Origin of the sequence: Pseudobutyrivibrio sp. JW11, assembly GCF_900115355.1 — a bacterium.
GTDB classification, from domain to species: Bacteria; Bacillota; Clostridia; order Lachnospirales; family Lachnospiraceae; genus Pseudobutyrivibrio; species Pseudobutyrivibrio ruminis.
In genome coordinates, this window is sequence record NZ_FOWB01000012.1 from 26,870 (window position 1) to 53,370 (window position 26,501).

General features: G+C 41.2%; 21 protein-coding genes. 17 read left to right on the plus strand and 4 right to left on the minus strand.

Annotation, left to right across the window (positions count from 1 at the left end; all coding sequences use genetic code 11):
• Positions 1-2: 2 nt before the first annotated feature.
• Together mfd and BM102_RS10590 are read left to right on the plus strand one after the other, a co-directional pair.
• On the plus strand, positions 3-3,530 hold the full coding sequence (gene mfd / locus BM102_RS10585; RefSeq protein WP_090481834.1) for a transcription-repair coupling factor: 3,528 nt from the start codon (positions 3-5) through the stop codon (positions 3,528-3,530).
• Between the two features lie 573 nt (positions 3,531-4,103).
• Positions 4,104-4,523: an acyl-CoA thioesterase gene (locus BM102_RS10590; RefSeq protein ID WP_090481837.1), complete on the plus strand. Its 420-nt coding sequence runs from the start codon at positions 4,104-4,106 to the stop codon at positions 4,521-4,523.
• 7 nt (positions 4,524-4,530) lie between these two features.
• Here BM102_RS10590 and BM102_RS10595 read toward each other — a convergent pair whose 3' ends face one another.
• Entirely contained in the window at positions 4,531-5,118 is a 588-nt protein-coding gene (locus BM102_RS10595) for an ECF transporter S component (protein WP_090481840.1), read from the minus strand.
• 588 nt (positions 5,119-5,706) lie between these two features.
• On the opposite strand from BM102_RS10595, the gene BM102_RS10600 reads away from it, so the two are divergent.
• From BM102_RS10600 to BM102_RS10615, 4 genes are read left to right on the plus strand one after another with little or no spacing between them, the layout of a single operon-like run.
• Positions 5,707-6,894 carry a peptidylprolyl isomerase gene (locus tag BM102_RS10600; protein ID WP_090481843.1) on the plus strand — a complete coding sequence of 396 codons (1,188 nt, stop codon included), beginning with the start codon at positions 5,707-5,709 and terminating at the stop codon, positions 6,892-6,894.
• Position 6,895: 1 nt separating this feature from the next.
• The gene (locus BM102_RS10605; RefSeq protein ID WP_090481845.1) at positions 6,896-8,635 is read left to right on the plus strand and encodes an ABC transporter ATP-binding protein; all 1,740 of its coding nucleotides are present in this window, start codon (positions 6,896-6,898) and stop codon (positions 8,633-8,635) included.
• A complete protein-coding gene (locus BM102_RS10610; RefSeq protein ID WP_090481849.1) occupies positions 8,628-10,370 on the plus strand; it encodes an ABC transporter ATP-binding protein in 1,743 nt (580 codons plus the stop codon). The genes BM102_RS10605 and BM102_RS10610 overlap by 8 nt, the downstream gene beginning before the upstream one ends.
• Positions 10,371-10,378: 8 nt before the next feature.
• Positions 10,379-11,674 (plus strand): UDP-N-acetylglucosamine 1-carboxyvinyltransferase, encoded by a 1,296-nt coding sequence (locus BM102_RS10615; protein WP_044938972.1) that lies wholly within the window; start codon positions 10,379-10,381, stop codon positions 11,672-11,674.
• Positions 11,675-11,720: 46 nt separating this feature from the next.
• Here the strand turns inward: BM102_RS10615 and BM102_RS10620 are convergent, their stop codons facing one another.
• Both BM102_RS10620 and BM102_RS14355 read right to left on the minus strand, forming a co-directional pair.
• A complete protein-coding gene (locus BM102_RS10620) occupies positions 11,721-12,449 on the minus strand; it encodes an ion transporter (RefSeq protein WP_044938967.1) in 729 nt (242 codons plus the stop codon).
• 8 nt (positions 12,450-12,457) lie between these two features.
• On the minus strand, positions 12,458-12,619 hold the full coding sequence (locus tag BM102_RS14355; protein WP_177175671.1) for a hypothetical protein: 162 nt from the start codon (positions 12,617-12,619) through the stop codon (positions 12,458-12,460).
• A gap of 154 nt (positions 12,620-12,773) precedes the next feature.
• Here BM102_RS14355 and BM102_RS10625 point away from each other — a divergent pair, with 154 nt between their 5' ends.
• Together BM102_RS10625 and BM102_RS10630 are read left to right on the plus strand one after the other, a co-directional pair.
• Positions 12,774-13,013, plus strand: coding sequence for a cysteine-rich small domain-containing protein (locus tag BM102_RS10625; protein ID WP_090481852.1), 240 nt, complete (start codon positions 12,774-12,776; stop codon positions 13,011-13,013).
• 106 nt (positions 13,014-13,119) lie between these two features.
• A complete protein-coding gene (locus BM102_RS10630; RefSeq protein WP_090481856.1) occupies positions 13,120-15,171 on the plus strand; it encodes a methyl-accepting chemotaxis protein in 2,052 nt (683 codons plus the stop codon).
• 56 nt (positions 15,172-15,227) lie between these two features.
• On the opposite strand, the gene ybaK is transcribed toward BM102_RS10630, so the two are convergent.
• On the minus strand, positions 15,228-15,707 hold the full coding sequence (gene ybaK / locus BM102_RS10635) for a Cys-tRNA(Pro) deacylase (protein ID WP_090481859.1): 480 nt from the start codon (positions 15,705-15,707) through the stop codon (positions 15,228-15,230).
• A gap of 166 nt (positions 15,708-15,873) precedes the next feature.
• On the opposite strand from ybaK, the gene BM102_RS10640 reads away from it, so the two are divergent.
• The 9 genes from BM102_RS10640 (at position 15,874) to BM102_RS10680 (ending at position 26,291) form a co-directional block, all read left to right on the plus strand.
• Positions 15,874-17,364, plus strand: coding sequence for a methyl-accepting chemotaxis protein (locus tag BM102_RS10640; RefSeq protein ID WP_177194957.1), 1,491 nt, complete (start codon positions 15,874-15,876; stop codon positions 17,362-17,364).
• Between the two features lie 173 nt (positions 17,365-17,537).
• A complete protein-coding gene (locus BM102_RS10645) occupies positions 17,538-18,464 on the plus strand; it encodes an ECF transporter S component (RefSeq protein ID WP_090481865.1) in 927 nt (308 codons plus the stop codon).
• Positions 18,465-18,536: 72 nt separating this feature from the next.
• Positions 18,537-19,727, plus strand: coding sequence for a bifunctional phosphopantothenoylcysteine decarboxylase/phosphopantothenate--cysteine ligase CoaBC (coaBC, locus tag BM102_RS10650; protein ID WP_090481867.1), 1,191 nt, complete (start codon positions 18,537-18,539; stop codon positions 19,725-19,727).
• Positions 19,728-19,838: 111 nt separating this feature from the next.
• Positions 19,839-20,456, plus strand: a complete 618-nt coding sequence (locus BM102_RS10655) for a class I SAM-dependent methyltransferase (protein ID WP_090481870.1) — start codon at positions 19,839-19,841, stop codon at positions 20,454-20,456.
• Positions 20,457-20,999: 543 nt separating this feature from the next.
• Entirely contained in the window at positions 21,000-21,701 is a 702-nt protein-coding gene (locus BM102_RS10660) for an SGNH/GDSL hydrolase family protein (protein ID WP_090481873.1), read from the plus strand.
• A gap of 30 nt (positions 21,702-21,731) precedes the next feature.
• Positions 21,732-22,184, plus strand: a complete 453-nt coding sequence (locus BM102_RS10665; RefSeq protein ID WP_090481876.1) for a hypothetical protein — start codon at positions 21,732-21,734, stop codon at positions 22,182-22,184.
• Positions 22,185-22,274: 90 nt separating this feature from the next.
• Positions 22,275-23,294: an SPFH domain-containing protein gene (locus BM102_RS10670; RefSeq protein WP_090481879.1), complete on the plus strand. Its 1,020-nt coding sequence runs from the start codon at positions 22,275-22,277 to the stop codon at positions 23,292-23,294.
• 84 nt (positions 23,295-23,378) lie between these two features.
• A complete protein-coding gene (locus BM102_RS10675) occupies positions 23,379-25,241 on the plus strand; it encodes a DUF4163 domain-containing protein (protein WP_090481882.1) in 1,863 nt (620 codons plus the stop codon).
• A 120-nt stretch (positions 25,242-25,361) separates the two neighbouring features.
• Positions 25,362-26,291, plus strand: a complete 930-nt coding sequence (locus BM102_RS10680; RefSeq protein ID WP_090481884.1) for a hypothetical protein — start codon at positions 25,362-25,364, stop codon at positions 26,289-26,291.
• The last annotated feature ends 210 nt before the right edge of the window (positions 26,292-26,501 follow it).

Consider the following 26,501-nt stretch of genomic DNA (forward strand, 5'->3'; position numbering starts at 1 on the left):
TTATGAAAACTTTTTTGGAACCATTTAAAAATTTAACAGCTGTTGAGTCTCTTCGCGAGGCTCTAGCTCGTTATGGCAAGGTTTACGATATCACGGGGTGTGCTGATAAAGCGCACCTCATTTTTGGTATTGGGCACGATGTCAGTCACAAGCTGATTATCACTTCAGACGAGCTGAAGGCTAGAGAATTATATGAGGAATATCGTTTTTACGATAATGATGTTGTATATTTTCCTGCCAAGGATTTTCTATTTTATCAGTCCGATATCAGAGGTAATGCCCTTACTCGTGAACGAATGAATGCTATTGAGGCAGTTATAAATAACAATAGCTGCACCGTCATCACCACTATCGATGCCCTTATGAATAAGCTGCCGGATGTGTCTTATTTCGAAGAGGGCGTTGTCGCCATTTCCGATACTGATACTATTGAGCTTGAGGCTTTGCGCCGCAAGCTTGTTGCTATGGGCTACGAGGCAGTGGGCACCTGCGAACATCCTGGAGAATTTGCAGTGCGAGGTGGAATTATCGACGTGTTCCCTCTTACCGCAGATTTGCCAGTACGAATCGAGCTTTGGGGCGACGAGGTTGATAGCATCCGTTCATATGATGCCAGCAACCAAAAGTCAATCGAGAATATCAGCTCGGTGATCATCTTCCCAGCAGTGGAGCTTATCCTTTCAGCTGATGAGGTGGAGGCTGGTCTTGCTAAAATCGAGGCTGAGCGAGATGAGCGCTATGAAGCATATCGTAAAGAAATGAAAACAGAAGAGGCATATCATTTGAAAACATATGCCGACAGAGTAGTGGAGGAAACCAGAGAATGGGGGCTTAGCCAGGAGCTTGAGACAAATCTCACTTACTTCTGCGATAAGCTTGGCTCATTCATCGATTTCATGCCTAAGGGCACTTATGTCTTCATCGATGAGGTTCAAAAGGTCATTACCAAGGGTGAAGTTACTCAGACAGAGTTTTCCGATGCCATGACTCGCCGAGTAGAGGCTGGTTACATGCTGAAGGGCCAGATGGATATGCTTTATGGTGTGGAGGAGATTTTTGCCAAAATCGAAAAGTGTCCAACCACACTTATGTCAGTTCTCGATGCAAAAAACAAGCTCCTTAAATCTGCAGACCATTTCAGCATCGCAGTGCAGGGAGTAAACGCATACAACGGCAGCTTCGAGCTTCTCACAAAGGAGCTCTTACAGTACAAGAAACGTAAATACAAAGTACTTCTTGTGACAAGCTCATCTACCAAGGGCCAGCGCCTTGCAGAGGATTTGTTGCAGGAAGGATTAAATGCATATTTCACATCAGATTTGGATCATCAGATAAATCCTGGTGAGACTATGCTTTGTGTAGGAAATATAAAGCGCGGCTACGACTATCCTGATAGCGCCTTTGTAATGCTTTCAGATGGGGATATCTTTGGCCACGTCCGCAAGAAAAAGCATCGTGTAAAGAAGTATGAGGGAGAGTCAATTTCATCCTTCTCTGATTTGCATGTAGGGGATTATGTTGTTCATGAAAACTATGGTCTCGGTGTCTACAAGGGTACCGAGCAGATGGAAATAGACAAGGTAATCCGTGACTATATCAAGATTGAGTATGCCAAGGGCAGCAACCTTTATGTCCTTACATCTCAGCTGGATATGATTCAAAAATATTCCGGCCCAGACGGTAAAAAGCCAAAGCTCAACAGTCTTGGCGCAGGTACTCAGGAGTGGACTAGAACAAAGCAGAAGGTTCAGTCTGCCGTTGGAGTTGTGGCAAAGGAGCTCGTGGATTTGTACGCTCTTCGCCAGAATACAGATGGCTTTGTATACGGTCCAGATACTGTATGGCAAAAGGAATTCGAGGAAAGCTTCCCATACGAAGAGACTGAGGGCCAGCTTTCAGCAATCGAAGCTGTTAAGTCGGATATGCAGTCTACCAAAATCATGGACAGGCTTATTTGCGGTGATGTTGGTTTCGGCAAAACAGAAGTTGCCATGCGAGCAGCCTTCAAGGCAGTGCAGGAAGGCAAGCAGGTGGCATACTTGGTTCCAACCACTATCCTTGCTCAGCAGCACTACAACAACTTTGTTCAGCGTATGGGCGGCTATCCAGTAAACATGGGACTTCTTTGCCGATTCAGAACAGCAGCTGAGCAAAAGAAAACTATTGAAGGTTTGAAAGCTGGTACAGTAGATATTGTTATCGGAACACATCGCTTGCTTTCAAAGGATGTGGAGTTCAAGGATTTAGGTCTGCTCATCATCGATGAGGAGCAGCGATTTGGTGTAAATCATAAGGAGCGCATCAAGCAGATGAAAAAGACTGTAGATGTGCTGTCACTTTCCGCTACCCCAATTCCTCGTACACTCCACATGTCGCTGGTAGGAATACGTGATATGAGTGTATTGGATGAGGCCCCAATGGAGCGTACTCCAATCCAGACATTCGTATTTGAATATAATGAGGAAATGGTTCGTGAGGCAATCGTTCGAGAAATGGCCCGCGATGGTCAGGTATATTATGTCTTCAACCGTGTCCGTGGAATTCAGGATATGGCGGCAGAAATTGAGCGACTTGTGCCGGAGGCAACGGTGGGCTACATCCACGGCCAAATGACTGAGGCCAAGGTTGAGGATGTCATGATGCAGTTCATCAACCATGAAATCGATGTGCTTGTTGCAACAACTATCATTGAAATTGGCTTGGATATTTCTAACGTAAATACGATAATCATACACGACTCAGACAACATGGGATTGTCTCAACTATATCAGCTTCGTGGCCGAGTTGGTCGAAGCAACCGTACCGCATATGCCTTCTTAATGTATCGCAGAGACAAGATGCTAAAGGAAGTTGCCGAAAAGCGTCTTGCTGCTATTAAGGAATTCACAGATCTTGGTTCAGGCTTCAAGATTGCCATGCGTGATTTGGAAATCCGCGGCGCCGGCAATCTCCTTGGAGTGGAGCAGCACGGCAACATGACAGCAGTAGGTTACGACCTGTACTGCAAGATGCTCAACGAAGCTGTAAAGATTGAAAAGGGTGAAGCCAAGGAAGAGAGCTTCAACACATCAGTGGACATCAATATCGAGGCATACTTGCCAGATACTTACGTATCCAACGAGGAGCAGCGTATCGACATCTACAAGCGTATTGCGGCCATCGATTCTGAGGAAGCTCGCGACGAAATGCTGGATGAGCTTGTGGACCGTTTTGGCGAGCCAAAGCGATGCGTACAGAATCTTCTTTGGGTGGCAATGCTCCGCGTAAAGGCTCACGACGCATACGTCACAGCCATCGAGCAGAAGGGCGATTTCATCCGTATCGTTATGTACGAAAAGGCCAAAATCGATGTGGCTCAGATCCCAGCCCTCTTAGAGCGCAACAACCCACACATCACATTCGCAGCGGACCCAAAGAACCCAGCCTTTATCTTCAACACCAAGGCCAACACCCGCATCAAACCAAACGAAGTGTTTGATTACCTGCAGGACTTCTTATTGGATTTGAAGTCTATAAAGGTGGAGGAGTAGAGCTGGCAAAGGTGCGATAGGTGCTAGGTGGAAAAGCTGTTGGAATTATTTGAGGTTGTTTCAACCTGCTAGCTACAGCATATCAGCAGCTGTCTTGCGTCAAGAGCAAGGCCTTGCGGCGCTTCGCCTCTTGACACTGCGCCAGCATGCAGATATGGGGTAGCCAAGCAGGTTTGAAACTTGGAGTGTGGCAAGGCCACCAGTGCTGATTACTATCTGAGAGGGAAAATAAAGAATAGGTAGTAAGGAAAAGACAGAAGTTTACTATCTGAATAAGAAAATAGAAGATAGATAGTAAGAAAAGGGCAGAAAATTACTATCTGAATGAGAAAATGGATATTAGATAGTAAGAAAAGGGAAGAAACTTACTATCTGAAAAAGAAAATGAAGAATAGGTAGTAAGAAAGAGGAAGAAACTTACTATCTGAAAAAGAAAATGGAGAGTAGGTAGTAAGAAAGAGGCAAAAGCTTACTATCTGGAAGAAAAAATAGAGAATAGATAGTAAGAAAAGGATGGAAGCTTACTATCTGAAATAGAAAATATAAGCTAGATAGTAAATAGAGAGAAGGAATATGGAGACCAGTAAGTATATTCACATAGTGCAGTACTATGAAACAGATAAAATGGGGATAACACATCACTCTAACTACATTAGGTGGATGGAAGAGGCAAGAGTTGATTTCCTTAATCAAATTGGCTGGCCCTTTGACAAGTTGGAGACTCTTGGAATTGTATCCCCAGTCTTAAATGTTTCTTGCGACTATAAGCTTTCCACTGTTTTTTCTGAAAAGATTGCAATAGTAGTAGCAGTGAAGGAGTTCAAAGGAGTAAAACTCTTTCTTTCATACACAATGGAAAATGAAGAAGGTAAAGTGGTTTGTACTGGCACAACAAGTCACGCTTTTTTGAATACACAAGGTAGACCAATCAGAATGAAACAAGAATATCCCGAATTCTACCAGTGTTTAATGAAGATGGTTGAAGACCAGTAGAGCTATATTAAGCGCTAGCTTTTACAGGAAAGATATTTGCCTTGTAGAGAGCGGGGCGCAATGCATTGTATAAAATTACACCTACTACAGAATTAATAGCGGCGTTGATAATTGTTGCATAAGTAGTTACAGCTACTAGTGCAGCGATTGCAGCAGTCGCTTTTTCTGCGTCTGGGGTTAATAATGTATACCAAACATATTTCAGCACAGGCTCAAAAATACAGTTGAAGCCTAGACCTGCAACAGCAGCAATAGCAGACCACTTGATGATATATGAGCTTTTGTGTGATTCATTAATTTTTGCAATCTTGTGAGCAATCAATCCCACAATAAGACCAATTACAAGCTTTGTAATAAAAGTTCTAGGTGATGATGCAGCATATCCAGATAAAATATCAGCCAGTGAAAGTCCTACAGCTCCGGCTAATCCTCCATATAAGCCTCCAATTAATAGTGCGCCCAAAACAACAAAAGCATTACCGAGGTGAACTTTGGTGCCAGAAGCATTGATGGCTGGAAATACAGCGTAGCCAACATAGCAAAGTGCAGCTATTAAACCTGAAATTGTTAGTCGTGTTATGTTTTCGTTTTTCATAAATATCCTCCTGTTCAATTGATTTGTTGAAAAGAATACTAGAGTATTAATGACATTAAAAAAAGTGATAAATTTGTGAATTTTCTAGGGGACAGGATAAGATTTATTGTAGCTCAGACAATTCAATAATCTCAAAATACTGAGAGAAATATCGAGTCCAAAGAAGATAATAATGATTAAAGTAAAATTAAAAGTATTAAAATGAGCTAATTTCGAAATTTAATACCTGAAAATGGCATAGATTATTGTTATTAAGTATTAAAATAAAGAAAAACTTAAATTCAATACTTTATTAAAGATATGTTAGTACTCATATTGCAAAGCAAGTTGAATATCACAATTTTTCAAGTATTAAATCTCAAAATAAATCAAATTCAATACTTTCAGCCCAGGATAACAATGCAAACAGAAAATATTTAATAGCAAACAAAAGACATTCAATAATCACAGCCCAAGTCAACTATAGAAATAAAAGATTCCTATACTTTTAAATCAGAATACTCCCCAATAATTGATTAATTCAGCAGGATTAACTATAATAAAAAGGCTTGAAAAAATATGGGTGGGTTCACTCAGGAGGAATTTATAATGAATAAAAATAAGGTTAAATCAGCAGGTATTGCTGCACTTGCAGCAGCAGTTCTTTTTACAGGATGTAGTAAGTTCAATCCTGACACTACTCTTGTAACAATAAATACAGGAGATGGCACAAAGGATACAATCTCCCTTGGCTATGCGAATTTCGCAGCCAGATATCAGCAGTCAATGTACGACCAGTACTTGCTTGCATACTATGGTGAGGGCATGTGGTCAACAGATATGACTGGCACAGGCTCTACAATGGAGGATGACACAAAGGAAGGTGTCTTAGAGGATATTGAGAACCAGTATTTAGCAAAGCTTCACGCTAGCGATTACGATATCACTCTTACAGATGAGCAGAATACAGCAATTGCAGAAGCAGCTGCAAAGTTCATTTCAGACAACCCAGCAGAGACACTTGAGGTGATGGGTGCTACAGAGGAATATGTAAAGCAGTACTTAGAGTACAGAACATACTATTCATTAGTTTCTAATGCAGCAATGGAAGAAGCAGGCGAAAGCATTTCTGATGAAGATTGCTGGATGCGCACATTCTCATATGTGCTTTTCGATACAACAGGCACTACAGATGAGGAAGGCAACGCAGTTGAATACACAGAAGAAGAAATTGCAGATTTAAAGGCTAACGCTGAAGAGCTTGCAGCAGCTGATGATTACGCAGCAAAGGCAGAGGAGCTTGAGGCAACAGCATCTACATACTCTTACCTTAAGGGTGAGGAAGAGGATGACACAATGGATATGGCCATCATCGAAGCAGCAGAGGCACTCGATGAGGGCGAGACATCAGATGTTATCGAAATCGAAGGCGTAGGTTACTATGTAATTCACCTTGATGCAGATCATGATGAGGATGCTTCTCAGACAAAGAAGGAATCACTTGAGTCAGATGCATTCGATGATCTCCTTGAGACATGGAAGGCAGCTATCACATGGACAGTTGATGAGAAGGCTTGGGCAAAGGTAGAGTTTGATACATTGTTCAAGACACTTGAGACTGAGACAGAAGAGACAACAGATGATGCAACTACAGAGGAGACAACTGATACAGAAGAATCTGAAGATGCAACAGAAGACACAGAAGTAGAAGACACAGAAGATACATCAGCAGAAGAGGATACTGAAGAAACATCTGAAGAGTCAGATGAATCAACTGAGGAAACAGAAGCAGAGTAATATGAGTTTTATACTTACTTATCTCAAAAAATATAAAATACGAGCAATACTTGCCCCACTATTCAAAATGCTAGAGGCGATATTTGAACTTTTGGTACCACTTGTTATGGCGTCAATCATCAACAAAGGTATCGCAAGCTCAGATACCCACTACATCATTAGGATGAGTGGGGTTTTGCTTTTGCTGGCAGTTGTAGGTCTAGTGTTTTCACTTACAGCCCAGTACTTTAGCGCAAATGTAGCTGTATATGCAGCAGCCGAAATCAGAAGAGATCTTTTTGCAAAGATTCTTTCATTGTCTCAGGGTACAAAAGAAAAGATTGGTGACGAGGTGCTAACAACACGAATCACCAACGATATAAATCAGATTCAAAATGCCATCAATATGGTTCTCCGCTTATTTTTACGTTCACCATTTATCGTGTTCGGTGCAACCATAATGGCGTTTATCGTGGATGTTAAATCAGCACTTATTTTCTTGCTGGTAGTAGGAGTGCTTTCCTTGATTGTGTTTATCATTATGAAGTACACCTTACCTAGATATAAAACTATCGCAGCAAGACTCGAAAAAGTGCTTCACGCCACATCTGAGAACTTGGAGGGTGCAAGAGTTCTTCGTGCCTTCAATCAGGTTGATAAAGAAAAGGAAGGCTTCGAAAAGAGAACAGCAGAGCTTGCTTCCATGCAGATTTCCACAGGAAAGATTTCTGCACTTTTAAATCCAGTCACTTATGTGGCAGTAAATATTGGCATTGTTCTTTTGATTTATGTTTCAATGAGACGTGTAGATGGAGGCTTTATTCTCCAGGGTGATGTAGTTGCTCTGGTAAACTACATGAGCCAAATTTTGGTAGAGCTAATTAAGCTTGCCAATCTCATCGTCCTTCTTATGAAGGCATTCCCTTCAGCTGATCGCGTGCAGGAGCTGATGGAAATGAAGTCCGATGAAAGAATTCATCTGAACAGCACCGGCAATATGCAGAATGAGAATTCCGGCTCTATCCAGCTTTCCAATGTGTCATTTAGCTACAATGGCACCAATGATTACGATGTAGAGGATATTACGTTGGACATCCCAGCGGGAAGTGTCCTTGGTGTAATCGGAGGCACCGGTTCAGGCAAAAGCACATTGCTCAAGCTCATGAATCACACTTATGATGCTTCAAAGGGACAGGTATCCATCGACGGAACAGATGTAAAGTCCATGACAGATGGTGAGTTATCCAATTTGTTTGGAATCGTTCCACAGAAGGCATCCCTTTTTAGCGGTACAATAAAGTCCAATATGACTATGAAAAAGCAGGATACAGATGAGGCAGAAATTAAATCAGCACTTAATATAGCACAAGCTTTGGACTTCGTGGAAGCAAAGGAAGGCGGCATTAATGCAGAGGTTTCCGGCAAGGGCACAAACTTCTCAGGCGGCCAGCGCCAGCGACTTACAATTGCAAGAGCTTTAGTAGGCCAGCCAAGAATCCTTGTCCTGGATGATTCTGCCAGCGCCCTGGATCTAGCCACTGAGGCAAAGCTTAGAAAAGCACTCCATAGCCTGTCATGGAAGCCAACCATCATTTTGGTTTCCCAGAGAGCATCATCTGTAATGGATGCAGATCAAATCCTCGTATTAGAGGATGGTAAGGCAGTAGGCCTTGGTACACACAGCCAGCTTCTTGAAAGCTGCGATACATATCAGGAAATATACTACTGTCAATTTCCTAGAGAGGAGGCTTGCAATGAATAAAAAGTCTCAATCTCGTATATTAAATCGCGTTTTAATAGAGTTAAAAACATACAGTTTTAAAATATTTATTTCACTCATCTGCGCCCTGGCAACAGTTTACCTGACCCTTAGAATTCCAATTCTCACAGGTCAGGCAGTGGATTGCATAGTTGCTCCCGGCCAGATTGATTACGACAGATTAATCCAGGTGTTAAAAGTTATGACAGTGACAATTGCTGCTACATTCTTTACCCAGTGGATTATGAATCGTGTAAACAACGACATTACCTACAGCGTTACAAAGAGCCTGCGAGACAGAGCATTCGTTAAGTTACAGCACATGAAGCTTTCCACTGTGGACTCACATCCACATGGTGATTTTGTCAGCCGAATAGTTTCCGATGCAGATACTTTTGCAGATGGACTTTTGATGGGCTTCACACAGTTCTTCACAGGAGTACTTACAATCCTTGGCACCATCTATTTCATGTTGATGATTTCAGTAAAGATTGCGCTGATAGTAATTATCGCAACTCCAGCATCTTTGCTTTTGGCAAAGTTCATTTCCGAGAAAACATACAAGTTCTTCGGGGAGCAGGCAAAGTTACGTGGAACAGAAACTTCTTATATAGAAGAAATAATCTCAGGCAAGAATATCATCCGAAATATGGATTACGAGGATGACGCCCTTGAGAGTTTTGAATTGATGAATGATAGATTGGCAGATGCATCTATGAAAGCCACTTTCTATTCATCAACGGTAAATCCAAGCACACGCCTCATTAACAACATTATCTACGCAGCAGTTGGTGTGTTTGGTGCTATCATGGCAATTGGTGGCGGCATCACGGTAGGTGGCCTCACCAGCTTCCTGTCATACGCCAGCACATACGCAAAGCCATTCAATGAAATCTCAGGTGTGATTACTGAGTTCCAGAATGCATTGGCCTGCGCTGCCAGATTGTTTGAAATGATAGATGCAGAAGTTGAAGTGGACGAAGGGGTCACAACCATCTCTGAAGTAAAGGGCGAGATTCAGTTCAACGACGTCTTCTTCTCTTATGACAAGAGCAAAAAATTAATCGAGCACCTTAACTTAAATGTTAAAAGTGGACAGCGAGTTGCCATCGTTGGACCAACTGGTGCTGGAAAAAGTACAATAATAAATCTTTTGATGAGATTTTATGATGTTGATGCCGGCCAGATTCTAGTAGATGGCGTTGATATCAGAGATTTATCGCTGGAAGATTTGCGAAGCAAATTTGGAATGGTTCTTCAGGAAACCTGGTTAAAGAATGCATCAGTAAGAGAAAATCTTAGAATGGCAAAACCAGATGCCACAGACGAAGAAATTATTGAGGCTGCAAAGGCAACTCATGCCCACAGCTTCATTAAAAGAATGCCTTATGGATATGATACAATACTTTCATCGGTGGGCGGCTCATTATCCCAAGGCCAGATGCAGCTTTTGTGTATCACAAGAGTAATGCTAAATATTCCACCAATGTTGATTCTGGATGAAGCGACCAGCTCAATCGATACTCGCACAGAACAGAAAATACAATCAGCATTTAATAAGATGATGAAAGGCCGTACTACATTCATTGTAGCCCACAGACTTTCAACAATTAGAGAGGCTGACGTTATTCTGTTTGTAAAAGATGGAAGCATCGTAGAGCAGGGAAGCCATGTGGAGCTATTGCAGAAAAACGGCTTTTATGCTAAATTATATCGGAGTCAAATTGAGAATTGTTAGGAGTTAATATGGAGCAGTATGTTATAAAAGGTGGCACAGCCCTTTCAGGAGAGGTTGAAATTAGCGGTGCCAAAAACGCAGCTCTCGGTATTTTGGCTGGTGCCATCATGACAGACGAGACTGTTACAATTGAAAATCTGCCAAATGTTAAAGATATAAATGTTCTTATTGGAGCAATCGAGGATATTGGAGCATCAGTTACACGTGTGGATGAGCACACTGTAAAGATTAATGGCTCTAGCATCTCTCGTCTTTCAGTAGATTATGAGTACATCAAAAAGATTCGTGCTTCTTATTATTTAATGGGAGCACTTCTTGGCAAATATAAAAATGCAGAGGTAGCACTTCCAGGTGGCTGCCTTATTGGTTCACGTCCAATCGACTTACACGTTAAGGGTCTCAAGGCTCTTGGTGCTAATGTAGACGTGTCTTATGGTCTTTGGTCTGCACGTGCTGACAAGCTTGTTGGTAACCACATCTACCTTGATAAGGTATCTGTTGGTGCTACTATCAATATCATGCTTGCAGCTGTTCTCGCAGAGGGCAAGACTACTATCGAAAACGCGGCTAAGGAGCCACACGTTGTAGACGTGGCATCATTCCTTAACAGTATGGGTGCAAATATCCGTGGCGCTGGTACAGATGTTATCCGTATCGTTGGTGTTCCAGAGCTTCACGGCACTACTTATGCAGTTATTCCTGATCAAATCGAGGCAGGTACATATATGTGTGCGGCAGCAGCTACACACGGTGATGTTCTTATCAAGAATGTTATCCCTAAGCATTTGGAGGCTACATCAGCAAAGCTTATCGAGGCAGGCTGTGTAATCGAAGAATACGATGATGCTGTTAGAGTTATTGCAAAGGGACGTAAGCTTACACATACTCACGTTACCACATTGCCATACCCAGGTTTCCCTACAGATATGCAGCCAGAAATCACTGCTGTTCTTGCTATTGCAGAGGGTACTAGCACAGTATCAGAGTCAATCTTTGAAAATCGTTTCAAATATGTTGATGAGCTTGCTCGCATGGGCGCAAGCATCAAGGTCGAAGGCACAGTTGCTATCGTTACTGGTGTTGAGCGTTACACAGGTGCTCAGGTACAGGCATCAGATCTTCGTGCAGGTGCAGCACTTATCATTGCTGGTCTTGCAGCTGATGGCATTACAGTTATCGATGATATCAAGTACATCCAGCGCGGATACGAAGATATCGTAGGCAAGTTCTCAAAGCTTGGGGCAACTTTAGCAGAAGTTGATTCTGAGCATGATCTTCAGAAGTTCAAATTAAAAGTTTCATAGAATAGTTAAGGCACTGCGATATGCAGTGCCTTTTTTAATCTAAATTTTATAATTCATATTTTGATTTCTTTTTATTTATCTCATTCATATAGGCTGCCGTAATGATACCGGACGGCAAAGCTATCACAGCCACACCCACCAAAGCAGATATCATAGTAATCATACGGCCAATTGGTGTCACAGGAGATATATCTCCATAACCAATTGTTGTGATGGAAATGGTTGCCCAATAAAGCGCATCGAAAAAGTTATTGAAAAGCTCAGGCTCCAGTTGGAAAATCAACATGGCTGACATAAAAATATAAACAGTAATAAGAAGCAGAACCGCCATCAGTTGCTTTTTAACTTTTCTGATTACATTAGAAATGACAATCATTGTCTTGGAATAACGTACCAGCTTTATTGCCCTGAAGGCTCTGAATAGACGTAGTAGTCCAATCCAGGATTTGACTGGAGTAAACCAATATATAATTGGAAGAATTGATATGAAATCAAACAATGCTAGTGGTGAAAGAATGTAGGCAATATAGGCCTTATAGCTCTTGTAGCCCATCTTGTAGTCAGCAGTGTAAACACGAGCAGCATAGTCTATTAAAAAGATAATAGTGACAAATATTTCAAGCCAAAATGTCATTGCCATATCCCTTTTAAAAGTCATAGGAATTAAACTTACGATGATGGCGGTGTTCATCATAACATCGTAAGCTCGGCTAGATTTGTCTCCCATGCTGGAAACTTCTACAACTTCATAGACTCTTCGCTTAAAATCTTCCATATTTCCCCTCAAATATTTCCGTATATCAGATTCAGTACACCAAGAACAATAAGAATGACTGTAACGAGACGACACAGTCCTACAAAGAAGGTTATCTTTTTTACTTTTGTATCTTCATGAATACCAGTGTCATCCACCAGAGTATGAGATTTTTTTTCGTGTTTAAACATACTTTTTACCTCACATAGGTGTTTATAGGGCAATCCTAACAAATAGGTGTGAAAAAATAGTGTATAATAGGAGTAGGGTTTTCCGAGCAAAGCGAAGGAAATACCCTGCTCTAGTAGGATTTTTCGAGCAAAGCTTATAGATAGAGGTTTACATATGGAACATTACAAATATTTTCAAAATAAAGAGTGCGAGTACTTCCCTTGCCACAAGACAGACGACCCAGACAATTTCAATTGTCTGTTCTGCTACTGTCCACTGTATCATCTAGGGGATAAGTGCGGCGGCAATTTCACATACACAAGCAAAGGGATAAAATCCTGCATCAATTGCATGAGGCCACATCTCAAGGAAAACTATGACCTCATCAAGGAGACACTTGTGAAGAATCAGTGAAATTAACAAAACCCTCCTATAATTAACAGAAAAGTAACAATTGAGGTAGATAATGTTAAAAGTGAATCTATCACAGGCAGCAAGCTTGTGAGGATAGGAGGGTATAATGGCTAATAAGGAACAACAGAAGGCTAATGCGCCAAAAGTAAAACGCAGTATAGGAACAACACTGTTGATGATTCTGCTTCCAATTATTGCAATTGGTATTGCAGGAATCATTGTTTTTATTTCCTATAATGCAAGAAAGATTATCACAGAAGTATCTCTTATGGATTTGCAGGCTGAGGGCCAGTACAATTCATTGAGGTTAGGTTCAGATATCCAGATGCTGACTGCAAAAGATGGCCAGTACTGTGATACATTGGAAAATGTCTACTTCGAGGACCATGCAGCAATGCTTCGTTATGTGGAGCCATCTGCAGATTATGATGCAGTAGAAAACACTGGTATTTATATTGGATTCTCGGATGATTCATATTTCTTTGCAAATCACCAGACTCAGCCAGCTGACTGGAGACCAACAGAGCGTGGTTGGTACGCAGAAGGTGTGGATGAGGAGACATTTGTATGCACAGAGCCATATATCGATGCTAATAACGGCGAGCTTTGCGTTACATTTGTACGAAATGTAAATTTTGCAAACGGCGAATTTGGTGTTGCAGCTGTTGATGTTTATTTAACAGCTCTTCAGGAAGAAGTGGCAGCTCTTACACCTATGAAGACTGGTGGTTCAATGGTGCTGGATGGAGATTATATCGTATCTTACTTTGATACAGCACTTAATGGTGGACAGGTTTCCACGTCAGGAAGTAAATATCTTGAAGAAGTAAAAGCATATGTGGAAAGCGGTGCAACAGAACCAGTTATAATCAATCAAGATTCAACAAACACAGATTATTATGTTTGTGCAGCTTCTATACCAGGTACAACATGGACACTTATTTCATCAGTAGCAGTGGATGATGTTATGGCAGATGCAAATAGCTTTATGCTTATATCACTTGGAGCTATGTTTGCTCTTATTATTGTAATTATCGCTGTTATTCTTATTACAATTAATAAAGTTATTACAGGTCCAGTTAATGGCCTTTCAAATAGCATTCTTAAGATTTCAGATGGTGACTTTACAACAACGATGCCAGCTGATAAGGGTGATGAGATTGGTCTTATCAGCCGAGAGATGACAAGGTTCGTTCAGATTATGAACGGTGCCATTGGTTCAATTCAGGGACGTGCTGAAAAGCTTCAGGAAGATTCCGAAAGTTCAAAGACTGCTTCTGGCAAGATGAGTACACAGGCTGGGGACCAGTCAGTATCTATGGGCCAGATTCAGGAGACAATGGACGATATTTCAAATGCTGTTGGCGAGCTTGCTGAAAACGCTACAAATCTTGCTCACGCAGTATCTGATTTGACTGATAATGGAAACAGCACAAACGAAACCATGATGGCTCTTGTAGACCAGGCAAAGATTGGTCAGGAAGATATGACAGAGGTTCAGCGCAGCATGGACAACATCAACGAGTCTATGAGCGAAATGAACGATGTAGTTGTAACTGTTGGAGATTCTGCTAAGCAGATTACAGATATTGTTCAGATGATTGATTCTATCGCAGAACAGACCAACCTCCTTTCACTTAATGCCTCAATCGAAGCAGCCCGTGCCGGTGAAGCTGGTAAGGGATTTGCAGTTGTTGCTGATGAGATTGGAAAGCTTGCTCAGAATTCTCAGGACGCAGCCAAGGAAATCGGCGACATCATCAGACAGATTACAGGTCTTATCACAGATTTGGCTGACAAGTCTCAGAGAAACATGGATTCAATCAATGCAAGTGGTGAGGTTGTAGAAAAAGCTGGCACAAGCTTCTCTAAGATTTACGAAGATCTTAACGAAGCAGCAGAGGTTATGAAGCAGATGATTAGCATGATGGGCGAAGTAAACGACATCGCATCATCAGTAGCTGCCATTTCAGAAGAGCAGTCAGCAAGCTCAGAAGAAATCACTGCTACAATCTACACATTAGCAGAAAGTGCAAACGAGATTGCCACAGAAAGCCAGGGCGTAGAAAACGTAGCCAACTCAGTATCAGATTCTGCACTTGCTATCAATGATGAGCTTTCTAAGTTCAAGATTGAAAGCGACATGCCACAGGAATAAATCGAATAGTATAAATGTAAAAGGATTCAGAAATCATGGATTTCTGAATCCTTTTTTTACTTTATAATATCCTCATACTCAACCTTGATAATCTTAGAAATGTCTTCTACTGCAATTTTTACTTGGTGGCCCACCTTGCCTGCTGAAAAATAGATTTCGTCGAAGTTTTTGGCAGAGGCATCGATGACTGTGGTAAAGAATTTCTTCATGCCTATAGGAGAGCAGCCTCCGTGTACATATCCTGTAAGTGGGAGTAAATCCTTTTGCTTAAGCATTTCGATAGATTTCTCAGAGACAGCGCTGGCTGCTTTTTTTAAATCAAGCTCAGCTGCTACAGGAACTACGAATACATAGTGATTGCCAGTTTTGCCTGTTGTTACAAGTGTCTTAAATGCCTGGGCTGGGTTTTCTGAAAGCTTATCAGCTATTTCTTCTCCAGAAAGTCCATCAGCGTTTACAAGGGAAAAATGTTCATAAGGAATTTTCTTCTGATCAAGTAATCTCATTACGTTTGTTTTGTCTTCTTTTTTAGCCATATATATGTAAACTCCTTTTATAAAAACAAAAAAATACAAAAAATATTTTAAATCATAGGAATAAAATTCACAAAATGAAAAAATTTATGAATTATACTCTAGTATGACAGTTATTTCATGTGGTACAGTTAATAATATATCACATATTAGTATGGAGGACACAATAATGGGTGAGGCAAATGAAAACATGAGCATCCAAACAAGACAGATGTTCGAAAAAAACAGACTAGCTAGATATTGTGGAACAATCACAGCCATGGCATTGGTATTTTTCAATGTTAGAGCACTGGTTGTGACAGGCATCAATGTGCTGGATATTGTCAGATTGGCTGTGGCAGTACTTGATATCATTTTGTTCCAGGTTTGCTTTAATGCATTTGGGGAGAAGTATCGTTATAAATATTGTGTAACATTATCAATGGTAGCGCTTTTCTTAATGACGATTATCCGTCCTAACGATGAGCACATGTATGTTTTCATGTATGCCATCATCCTTATTGTAATGATATACGGTGAGGCTGGAACAGTTCGAATTGGTGTTATTATTGCAAACTTTGGACTGCTATTATCGGGAATAAATGAAATTTTTAGAGGTAATCTTGAAGTAAGGGAGCTTGTTACGCAGCTTGTATTCAGTTTGATTGCATGTACAATCGCAGTTATCGTTTGTAAGCAGCAGCGCCGCCAGACAACAGAGACTCTTGATACAATCAAAGAGCATGCAGCGGATATCAAAGAGACTTCAGAAACAATCGTTGATTTGGCCGAGCAGCTTAATAAGAAATTTGAGGAAGCTAATGACGTTTCTACAAACCTTAATGATTCAATGAACACTGTTAATGATTCAGTTACGGAAATCGTTGAAGGTACAAAGAATATTGCAGAGGCTATTGAGAATCAGACAAACAAGACTGCAATCATTCAGGAAAGCATTCAGACAGTCGGCGAAGAAGCTACAACAATCGATGAGGTTTCAAGCCGAGTAGAAGATTCTGTAAATGAAGGTGTTGACCTTATCAACCAGCTTAAGAGCCAGGCTGAAAAGGTTGCAAATATCAATATCGAAACAAGTACAACCACACAGGCCCTTAACGATAGCATTCAGGATATTCAGGGTATCACAGAGACAATCCTTGGTATTTCAAGTCAGACAAACTTGCTTGCACTTAATGCATCAATCGAGGCAGCTCGTGCTGGTGAGGCAGGTAAGGGATTCGCAGTAGTTGCTGATGAGATTCGTGCACTTTCAGAAAGCACTCGCGAGGCTACAGAAGAAATCGCAAAGATTATCGAGCGCCTTACATCCGATGCTCGTTCAGCTGCATCTGCAATGTCAAAGTCAGCAGAGTATGCTAACAAGCAGAACGAACTTATTTCTGAGACAGGTACAAAGCTTGATACTATCAAAGAAGGTACTGATGAACTTCGTAACGGAGTTGTTCAGGTTAAGTCTTCTGTGGATGAAGTTATTTCAGCAAACTCACAGATTATGGACAACATTACAAATCTTTCTGCAACATCAGAAGAGGTTGCAGCAGCTACAGATACAGTTGGATCTGTCAGCGAAAACGCAATGGATGCCCTCCATGATATGAATGATACTCTTGATGTAATCAACCGCATCGCTCGTGAGATGGAAGAGATGGCACTCAAATAAGAAAAGATATTACAGACTAGCTCGTGAGGGCTAGTCTTTTTTTGCCAGAAATCAGACATTGTTAAAAATTTATTGTTCTTCTGAAAAAAAGATGGTAATATATGGTTGCTACGCTTTACGCAAGGTTTTACTAGGAGGAGACCCGTCGAGGCTTCTACCAAAAGGAGGAACAAATGCAAAGCAGAAATTCTAAGACCTATGAGCTTGTGCTCACAGCGTTATTCACAGCCATTATTGTAGTAATGGCTTCAACACCACTCGGATTTATTCCACTTGTAGTTATTAATGCAACAACACTTCATATTCCAGTTATCATTGGTTCTTTATTCTTAGGACCAAAGAAGGGCGCATTTCTTGGAGGCGTATTCGGACTCAGCAGTTTCATTAAGAGTTCAATCGCACCAGCAGCATCAGCAGCATCAGCATTCATCTTTTCGCCTGTAGCTGCGTTGACAATGCTTCCACATGATTCAGTTGGAGCAGCACTCTTAATCGTATTCAAGAGTACATTCATCGCTATCGTACCAAGAATTCTTATCGGTGTGGTACCTTACTTCGTATATGTTGGTATCAAGAAGGCAATCAGCTCTGATAAGAAGGCTGTAGTTGGTTCAATTATCAATGCAGTTGTGTCATTCATTCTTGGATTTGGCGTGTTCGCATTCTTTAATAAAATGATTTCAGAAGGCGTACTTGGAATGTCAGTTTCAGTTGCAAGAGTAATCGGTATCGTTGTTGGTATAGCAGCATTCGCTGGTATTGAATACCTTTTCATGAACAAGGATGCAAAGGCTCTTGGCTTTATCACAGCTGGTATTGCAGGCGCAATGACAAATACACTTCTCGTTATGGGAAGCATCTATCTTTTCTATAAAGTTCCATACGCTGAGCTTTTACAGATTGACCCAGATGCTCTTATGGCAGTAATCGCTGGTGTTATCAGCTTCAATGGTGTTATCGAAGCTATCGTTGGTGCCGTAATTGTTTATTTAGTAGGCATCGTACTTGATAAGATTCAGCCAGCAGGTGTATATTCAGATAAGGCAATGAAAATCAAAGCTGTAGCTTCTGATGATTCAGCAAAGCAGGCAGCACTTTAATATAAACAACTAGGGAGAAATAAGCGTAAAGTAGCAATCTAGTTAGTAGTTTTCGGAGGTATCAAAAGGATTATGTTAAAAGGTAAATGTGTAGTCCTTGGAGTAACAGGCTCCATCGCAGCATACAAAATTGCAAGTCTTGCTTCGGCACTTGTAAAATTGGGAGCGGATGTAAATGTCATCATGACAAAGAACGCCACCAATTTCATCAATCCAATTACCTTCGAGACTCTTACTTCAAATAAATGTTTAGTTGACACATTTGATAGGAATTTTCAGTTCAACGTTGAACATGTGGCACTTGCCAAGAGAGCCGATATTTTTATGGTGGCACCCGCTAGCGCCAACGTAATTGGCAAGATGGCTCATGGCATAGCAGACGACATGCTTACTACAACAATTCTCGCAGCAAAATGTAAGAAGCTTGTCAGTCCAGCTATGAACACAAACATGTTTGAAAATCAGATCGTTCAGGACAACCTTGAAACACTTCGTAAATACGGATTCGAAATAATCGATCCAGCTAATGGATATTTAGCATGTGGAGACACAGGGGCAGGCAAGATGCCTGAACCAGAAGTGCTCCTTCAGTACATTCTTCGAGAACTTGCCCATGAACACGATATGGTTGGCAAAAAGGTGCTTGTTACGGCAGGCCCTACAGAGGAGGCAATCGACCCAGTTCGCTACATCACAAATCACAGCACTGGCAAGATGGGATACGCCATCGCCAAGGCTGCCATGGAGCGCGGTGCCGATGTCACACTTGTGTCTGGTCCAGTTGCAATTGAGCCACCAATGTTTGTAAATGTTGTTCCCGTACGAAGCGCTGCTGAAATGGCTGAGGTAGTTAAAAACGCGGCCGGGGAGTGCGACATTATTATAAAGAGTGCAGCAGTTGCAGATTACAGACCTATCAATGTTGCAACGGAGAAGATAAAGAAAAAAGATGGTGAAGCTAGCTGTATAGAGCTTGAGAGAACGGAAGATATTTTGGCATACCTTGGTGCCCACAGAAAAGAAGGACAGTTTATTTGCGGATTCTCAATGGAGACGGAAAACATGCTTGAGAATTCCAGCGCTAAGCTGAAGAAAAAGAATGTGGACATGATCGTCGCCAACAATCTACGTACATCGGGGGCAGGCTTCGGCACAGACACCAATGTGGTAACTCTTATCACGGCTGATGGTGCCAAAGAGCTTCCAATCATGACAAAAGAAGAAGTGGCACATGCCATTTTCGATGAAATAGTAGGGAGATAATAAAATGGGCAACCCTTAAGTGGGTTGCTCATTTTTTAGGTTGTTTACTTTTGTGGGTTAAATTGATAAAGTGAACAGGTAAGAAAATGACATACATAGAGGAGGCAGTATATGTTAGACAACAAAGGTTTTGATTTATGGGCAGATGGATATGACGAGGCAGTTGGATTATCAGAGGAGAGCAATGTTTATCCATTTGCTGGCTATAAAAAAGTGCTAGGGTATATCTATGAAGTGATTATGGAAAAGCCCGGTGCAGCAGTTCTAGATATCGGCTTTGGAACAGCCACACTTACTTCTAAGCTTTATGAGCATGGCTGTGAAGTATATGGTCAGGATTTCTCGGCCCGTATGATTGAGCTTGCTCAGGAGAAGATGCCAGATGCAAAGCTTTATCAAGGAGATATCACTAAGGGATTAGTGCCAGAGTTATATGAGAAGAAATTTGATTTTATCGTCGGTACTTATTCAATTCACCATCTTAATGATGAGCAGAAGGTGGAGTTCATCAAGGAGCTTCTTGGCTTGTTAAATGATGGCGGAAAAATCCTATTTGGAGATGTTGCTTTTGATACTCGTGAAAAGCTTGAGCAGTGCAAGGTAGAAGAAGGCCAACGCTGGGACGACGATGAAATCTACTTTGTGTTGGATGAATTGCAGCAGCATTTTCCTGGAATTAAGTATGTGTCAAAGAGCTACTGCTCTGGGGTAGTGGTGATTGAGCAGTAGAGGTAGTGGAGAAGCTTGTAGGCTAGTTGATTCTTTGGTGGGGTAGGTTGAGATAGCATTCAGTGCTGTTTCAACCTGCTAGCTACAGCATATCAGCAGCTGTCTTGCGTCAAGAGCAAGGCCTTGCGGCGCTTCGCCTCTTGACACTGCGCCAGCATGCAGATATGGGGTAGCCAAGCAGGTTTGAAACTGGGACTGTGGCAAAGCCACCAGTGCCAGGAGTGGACTCGACACGAAATAACAGAGAATGAGTTGTTTTTCGTGTCGGGTTTTAAAGCGAAAGACACGCAGAATCAGGGAAACAGCAAAAGTGCGTGTCTGAAATAGAGCAAGAAGACACGCAGAATCCGGGAAACAGCAAAAGTGCGTGTCTGAAATAGAGCAAGAAGACACGCAGAATCAGAGAAACAGCAAAAGTGCGTGTCTGAAATAGAGCAAGAAGACACGCAGAATCAGGGAAATGGCAAAAGTGCGTGTCTGGAAGGCAAAAAGTGGACACGCAGAATTGAAGAATCTTGAAATTCGCGTGTCGGAAGGAAAGAAATGAAGAAGATTTTGTTTATTGGCAATAGTCATACATACATGAATGACATGCCGGAGCTGGTAAGGCGTATGGTAGAAAATGCTATAGGTGAAGAATGTCAGGTGTTTATGCTGGCATACTCTGGAAGAAGCTTGAAGTGGCACATGGATGAGGAGTATTTCTCAGAAAGATTTAATATCCTGCATGGTCGATATGATTACTGCATAATTCAGGAGTATGCGCATCCAATGACAGATTTTGAGGATACAATCGAGTATACTCATGAGATTATAGAGTTATGTAAGAAAGTGAATACAACTCCAATCATTTTTGAAACATGGGCGGAGAAGGATAAACCGGAAAATCAGTCGGAGATGAATCGCAGATATAGAAAGATTGCAGAGGATGAAGGTGCGAAGCTAGCTCCTATTGGAGAAATCTGGAGCAATGTTCTGAAGAAATTGGAAAACGAATCTGGAGTAGATTTGTATTACATAGATGGAGCCCACGCATCAGGCATAGGCGATTATCTAGTGGCAATGACTCTCACAAAGACAATCACAGGAAAGCTTCCAGATGCAAGCTTCAGAGAGTCATTTGATTTTACACTATCAGATTACGCTTGGAATCATGTAAAATTATCTGTAGAAGATGAAGGAATTACTATTCCAGAAAACATAGCATCAATCATCAGAGATAATATTGAGAAGGCATTTTCATAGAAGTAGATTCCATAAGCAAAGGGGGAGAAAATGTTTGATTTATTTTTCATAGTGCCCGTCGTTATAGTGGCGGGAGTGTGGCTATTCATATTGGTAAATGTGGGAAGCAATAGCAAAAGCATATTGAGGGATGATATAGCCTGCGCAGATAGAAACACAGAAGATGCTGCCAAAAAGTCACTGCGCATTGTGAGAATAATGGGAGCAGTATGGGCTGTAGTGGTTGCAGCAATTGTCATTTATTTTATGAACTCACACTCTCTATTTTTTGAATTTGAGGAGGGTGATCTATTCCTGTTGCTTATGGGGATTTTCTTTACAGTTCTGGGATTTGCTTTGGGAAGGGTTTTTTCAGTAAGCAAAAACAGCTCGCAGGATAAAGATTTGAAGTTGGTAGGAAATATTTTTATGATTTCCTTTATGGGGGCAGGAATTATAATGCTGGCGATAGTTGCGGTGAATTGTGTTCAGCTGCCAGGTTAAGTGAAAGTTAAGTTAAAAAACTTGATGCATTTCTAATTCTAATGGACTACAATAATGACAATAGATGTTTTACAAAAGGGAGGACATTTTATGGGATTTTTAATTGTTGTATTAGTCATAGTTTTGATTGCAGTTGGATTTGGAATCCGTATTGTACCACAGGGATACGTATTTGTCATTGAAAGACTTGGTAAGTATCACAACACATTGGTACCAGGTTTCCACGTAATCATTCCATTCATTGATCGTGTTGCAAAGCGTGTTTCATTAAAGGAACAGGTTGCAGATTTTCCACCACAGGATGTTATCACAAAGGATAACGTTATCATGAAAATTGATACTGTAGTTTACTTCAAGGTACAGGATCCAAAGCTTTATGCTTATGGTGCTGAGCGCCCAATCCTTGCTCTTGAAAACCTTACAGCTACTACTCTTCGTAACTTAGTTGGTGAGTTGGAGCTTGACCAGACACTTACATCTCGTGACAACATCAACTCAAAGATGCGTGTTATCCTTGATGAGGCTACTGATCCTTGGGGTATCAAGGTAGGCCGTGTTGAGCTCAAGAACATCATCCCACCAGAAGAGATTCAGCGTTCAATGGAGAAGCAGATGAAGGCTGAGCGTGATCGTCGAGAGACTCTTCTTGAGGCAGAAGGTCACAAGCAGGCATCAATCACTCGTGCAGAAGGTGATAAGCAGGCCCTCGTTCTTAAGGCAGAGGCTGAAAGAGATGCTGCTATCGCAAGAGCAACAGGTCAGGCTGAGTCAATCCGTCTTGTATACGAGGCAGAGGCTCGCGGTATTGAAATGCTCAAGGAAGCAAACATGGACGAGAGAGTTCTTCTTATCAAGAAGCTTGAGGCTCTTTCAAAGCTTGGCGATGGCCGTGCTACAAAGATTGTAGTTCCTACAGATCTTGCAGGCGCTGCATCAGATCTTACATTCAAGACAGAGATGCTCGGTTTTGGCAACAACACTCCAGTAGACAAGGCTCCAGCATCAAAGCCAGTTGAAAAGAAGGCTGATCCTTGCTGCAATGACGGTGAGAAGAGTGCCACAACACAGCACTTTGCAACAACACATACAGATTTTGAAGGACAGAACTAATCCTATAAATCATAAATAGAATGCAAAAAGCCGCACAGCACCGCTATGTTGTGCGGCTTTACAAATGTTTAAATGGAGAAATATATGAAAAAGAGTTTTATATGCCTAATGATTGCTACATCAATGGCATTTGCTATCACGGGCTGTAAGAAGGATGAGGCTAAATCAGAGGTTTCCGTTCAGGAGAAACAGACAGAGGAAAAGACTGAAACCACAACTGAAGAAGACAAACAGCTTGATGATGAGTATTATTTTGAATCAGATTATGACACTGATATTTTCTATACTGTCGACGCCGATGGAAATAAGATGAACACCTATGACAGAAGCGTTATTAAGAAGATTTTAAAAGACAATGGCTGTGATGAAGATGCAACGATTGAAGCAATCCATGATGGAAAGATGTACTTAAGACAGTATGCCACTGATGATAATTGGGACAGCACATATGAATTCATTGCTTTGGATTTAAGCACAGAAAAGGCTGATGTGTTCTTTGAAATGGACTCAAGCTATTGGTCTAATTACTCAGATTTTTATGATGGAAAATTGTACATTGCTGGCATAAACAATGATGATGAAAAGTTCAAGGAGTTCTGCTTTGTTCCATCTGACGATGGCAAGATGACTGAGGATAAGGATTCTGAGACAGAGATTGACGGATATTCAGTGGATACAAATGATAACGGTAGAGGAGACTGCATTGCCAGAGAAATAGATATGTTCGGCTATGTCGAGTTGTCCTCATATGATTATGAAAATAAGCGGTTTGCCACAATGGATGCCGAAGGAAATATCACTGAGCTGGATGCCCTTAGTAACAATGCCTCATATGTGATGGCCTACAATGACAAAGTTATTATTTATGACATCGACGATGGTGACGATTACAAAAGTACGTCATATGTCTACAATATTGAAACTGGCGAAGCAAAGCAGTTTGGCGATGCTGAGCCTGTAATAGTAATTGGCGTGACAGATGACAAGGTATATTACGCTACCACAATCGAAACTGACCAGTACAATGTAACTACAAAAAAGATTACAGAATACGATGCGGTAGCAGATACCTATAGTGAGATGTACGAAAGTGAGTTTGCGCCAGGAGCTTCATATGTTGATAATGTAATCTTTAAAGCAGGAAAACCATATGTAATGAAGTTGGAAGGGGCCGATGTAAAATGGTACAGAGTAGATGGAGTTGACAAGCTTACAGATATCGACATATTAAGTGATACAATCCAAGCATACGAATACGGCACCATAATCTACGGAACAAGCAATTTTGTCTGCCCATATTGCGGCACACCTTTATATTCATGCTATGCAGAAGCATTTGTGCTTGATGGCAAGTACTCACCAGTAGCAGATCAGATTAATGCAAAGCTGAAAGAGCATATGGATGGAGAGGTTTCTTATGAGCCAGTGTCAGTTGCGGAAGCAGCAGAAACTGACTGCGAGGACCATAAGGAATATCCAGACACATACCATGAGACAGATACATATAATGTTTCAGGTGTGAATATCATAAATGACAGATATCTCATTGTGGACTTCAACGGATATTGGTATGGTGGCGGCGCCCACGGCATGCCTAGCATGTACGAATACATCTTTGATTTGCAGACAGGCGAGGAGCTGACATTTGCAGATTTCTATAAAGGCACTGAGGAAGAGTTCAAGACCTTGGTCGCTGAGAAGGTTCGCCAGGATTACTTGGAAAACAGTACAGACGGCGATAATGGCGGATATTTTGCAGCCACAGACCAAGACGCCTATGACACTGCGTACGAATATGCATCTATTAATTCAGGGAATGTTGCATTCCAGGATGATAAGGTCCTTGTATATTTTTATCCTTATGATTTAGGTTCATACGCAGATGGCTTCAAGTTCTATGAGTTCTCGTACCAGGAGTTATTTGGAACAGCTACAATGGTTAGATAATCAGTTGAGTAGTAAAATTGTACTTATTCAAATACATTGAGAGTATTATGTTACTACCTATTGACAAGCGATATAATAATTATTATGATGAATACAGTTCTTAGATAAGGAGAGAAAAATATGAACAAAGGACTTAGAAAGATTTACGACGAAGTAGGTCAGGCAACAGGTTTACGCATAAACGAACAAACAGATACATTAATGGGAGAGGCCGGCGGTTTCCATCTCAAGGTGGATATGACAAATAATAATTACATGGTCTACGCTTCAGTTCGCAAGAACGGTCAGCTTCCAGACAAGGAATTGTTAAAGAGCATTTGCAAAGCAAATAAGGGCATGATGTCTCTTGGAGTTCAAGGCAATTATGTAATTGCAACAGTCAGAGGTATGACCACTAAAAAGGTCATCGCTTACCTTATCAATGCAATCAAGGCTTTGACAGAAGCTTTCAACATGTACGGTTTTGAGGATGTTTGCGAATCTTGCGGCAAGCCTCACACAAACTTAGGCAGCTATTGCGTTTCAGGCAGCGTGTCATTCCTCTGCGATGAGTGTTACACACAGGTGACACAGTCATTGCAGCAGAGTGAAGTAGAAATGAGCAACACTAAAGAAAGTGTTGTTGCGGGAGTTGTAGGAGCTTTCCTTGGTTCAGTTATCGGCGTGATAACAATCATTATTCTTGGTCAGCTGGGTTATGTAGCAGTTATTTCTGGTCTCGTTATGGGTGTATGTACTGTAAAGGGATACGAAATGTTAGGTAAAAAGATGAGTACAAAGGGCATCATCATTTGTTCAATCGTCATGATTATCATGACATACTTCGGAGAGAAGCTTGATTGGATGATCACCATGATGACAGAGGCAGACTTCTCATTATCAGAAGCTTCCTTCTATTTCTGGGATATTTTGGAATACGCAGATGCAACATCATCATTCATCGGTGATCTTGCTCTTGTATACCTCTTCACAGCAGGTGGCGCAGTTCCAACAATCTTGAATGTTATCAAGGCTAGAAAGCAAGCATTCACTTCTTATCAGATTGGATAAAAACTAAATCTATGCATCTTAAAAAGGAGACAACCCCTTATTTTCAAAAGAAAAAAAGGGGTTGTTTTTATTTTGGGGATTAATACATTTGCACTGTTTTGGAAATGGAAATGCGAGCTTGCGATTAAGAATTAAATATTTTATAATGAATTAAAAGTTAGTGAAAATATATTCAGTGAAAATTTATTCAGTGAAAATTAATTCAGTATA

What these genes read in the sequence shown, in the direction of transcription:
- mfd (WP_090481834.1), top strand. Translation starts at nt 3, where the DNA reads ATGAAAACTTTTTTGGAACCATTTAAAAATTTAACAGCTGTTGAGTCT.
- BM102_RS10590 (WP_090481837.1), top strand. Translation starts at nt 4,104, where the DNA reads ATGGAGACCAGTAAGTATATTCACATAGTGCAGTACTATGAAACAGAT.
- BM102_RS10595 (WP_090481840.1), bottom strand. Translation starts at nt 5,118, where the DNA reads ATGAAAAACGAAAACATAACACGACTAACAATTTCAGGTTTAATAGCT.
- BM102_RS10600 (WP_090481843.1), top strand. Translation starts at nt 5,707, where the DNA reads ATGAATAAAAATAAGGTTAAATCAGCAGGTATTGCTGCACTTGCAGCA.
- BM102_RS10605 (WP_090481845.1), top strand. Translation starts at nt 6,896, where the DNA reads ATGAGTTTTATACTTACTTATCTCAAAAAATATAAAATACGAGCAATA.
- BM102_RS10610 (WP_090481849.1), top strand. Translation starts at nt 8,628, where the DNA reads ATGAATAAAAAGTCTCAATCTCGTATATTAAATCGCGTTTTAATAGAG.
- BM102_RS10615 (WP_044938972.1), top strand. Translation starts at nt 10,379, where the DNA reads ATGGAGCAGTATGTTATAAAAGGTGGCACAGCCCTTTCAGGAGAGGTT.
- BM102_RS10620 (WP_044938967.1), bottom strand. Translation starts at nt 12,449, where the DNA reads ATGGAAGATTTTAAGCGAAGAGTCTATGAAGTTGTAGAAGTTTCCAGC.
- BM102_RS14355 (WP_177175671.1), bottom strand. Translation starts at nt 12,619, where the DNA reads ATGTTTAAACACGAAAAAAAATCTCATACTCTGGTGGATGACACTGGT.
- BM102_RS10625 (WP_090481852.1), top strand. Translation starts at nt 12,774, where the DNA reads ATGGAACATTACAAATATTTTCAAAATAAAGAGTGCGAGTACTTCCCT.
- BM102_RS10630 (WP_090481856.1), top strand. Translation starts at nt 13,120, where the DNA reads ATGGCTAATAAGGAACAACAGAAGGCTAATGCGCCAAAAGTAAAACGC.
- ybaK (WP_090481859.1), bottom strand. Translation starts at nt 15,707, where the DNA reads ATGGCTAAAAAAGAAGACAAAACAAACGTAATGAGATTACTTGATCAG.
- BM102_RS10640 (WP_177194957.1), top strand. Translation starts at nt 15,874, where the DNA reads ATGGGTGAGGCAAATGAAAACATGAGCATCCAAACAAGACAGATGTTC.
- BM102_RS10645 (WP_090481865.1), top strand. Translation starts at nt 17,538, where the DNA reads ATGCAAAGCAGAAATTCTAAGACCTATGAGCTTGTGCTCACAGCGTTA.
- coaBC (WP_090481867.1), top strand. Translation starts at nt 18,537, where the DNA reads ATGTTAAAAGGTAAATGTGTAGTCCTTGGAGTAACAGGCTCCATCGCA.
- BM102_RS10655 (WP_090481870.1), top strand. Translation starts at nt 19,839, where the DNA reads ATGTTAGACAACAAAGGTTTTGATTTATGGGCAGATGGATATGACGAG.
- BM102_RS10660 (WP_090481873.1), top strand. Translation starts at nt 21,000, where the DNA reads ATGAAGAAGATTTTGTTTATTGGCAATAGTCATACATACATGAATGAC.
- BM102_RS10665 (WP_090481876.1), top strand. Translation starts at nt 21,732, where the DNA reads ATGTTTGATTTATTTTTCATAGTGCCCGTCGTTATAGTGGCGGGAGTG.
- BM102_RS10670 (WP_090481879.1), top strand. Translation starts at nt 22,275, where the DNA reads ATGGGATTTTTAATTGTTGTATTAGTCATAGTTTTGATTGCAGTTGGA.
- BM102_RS10675 (WP_090481882.1), top strand. Translation starts at nt 23,379, where the DNA reads ATGAAAAAGAGTTTTATATGCCTAATGATTGCTACATCAATGGCATTT.
- BM102_RS10680 (WP_090481884.1), top strand. Translation starts at nt 25,362, where the DNA reads ATGAACAAAGGACTTAGAAAGATTTACGACGAAGTAGGTCAGGCAACA.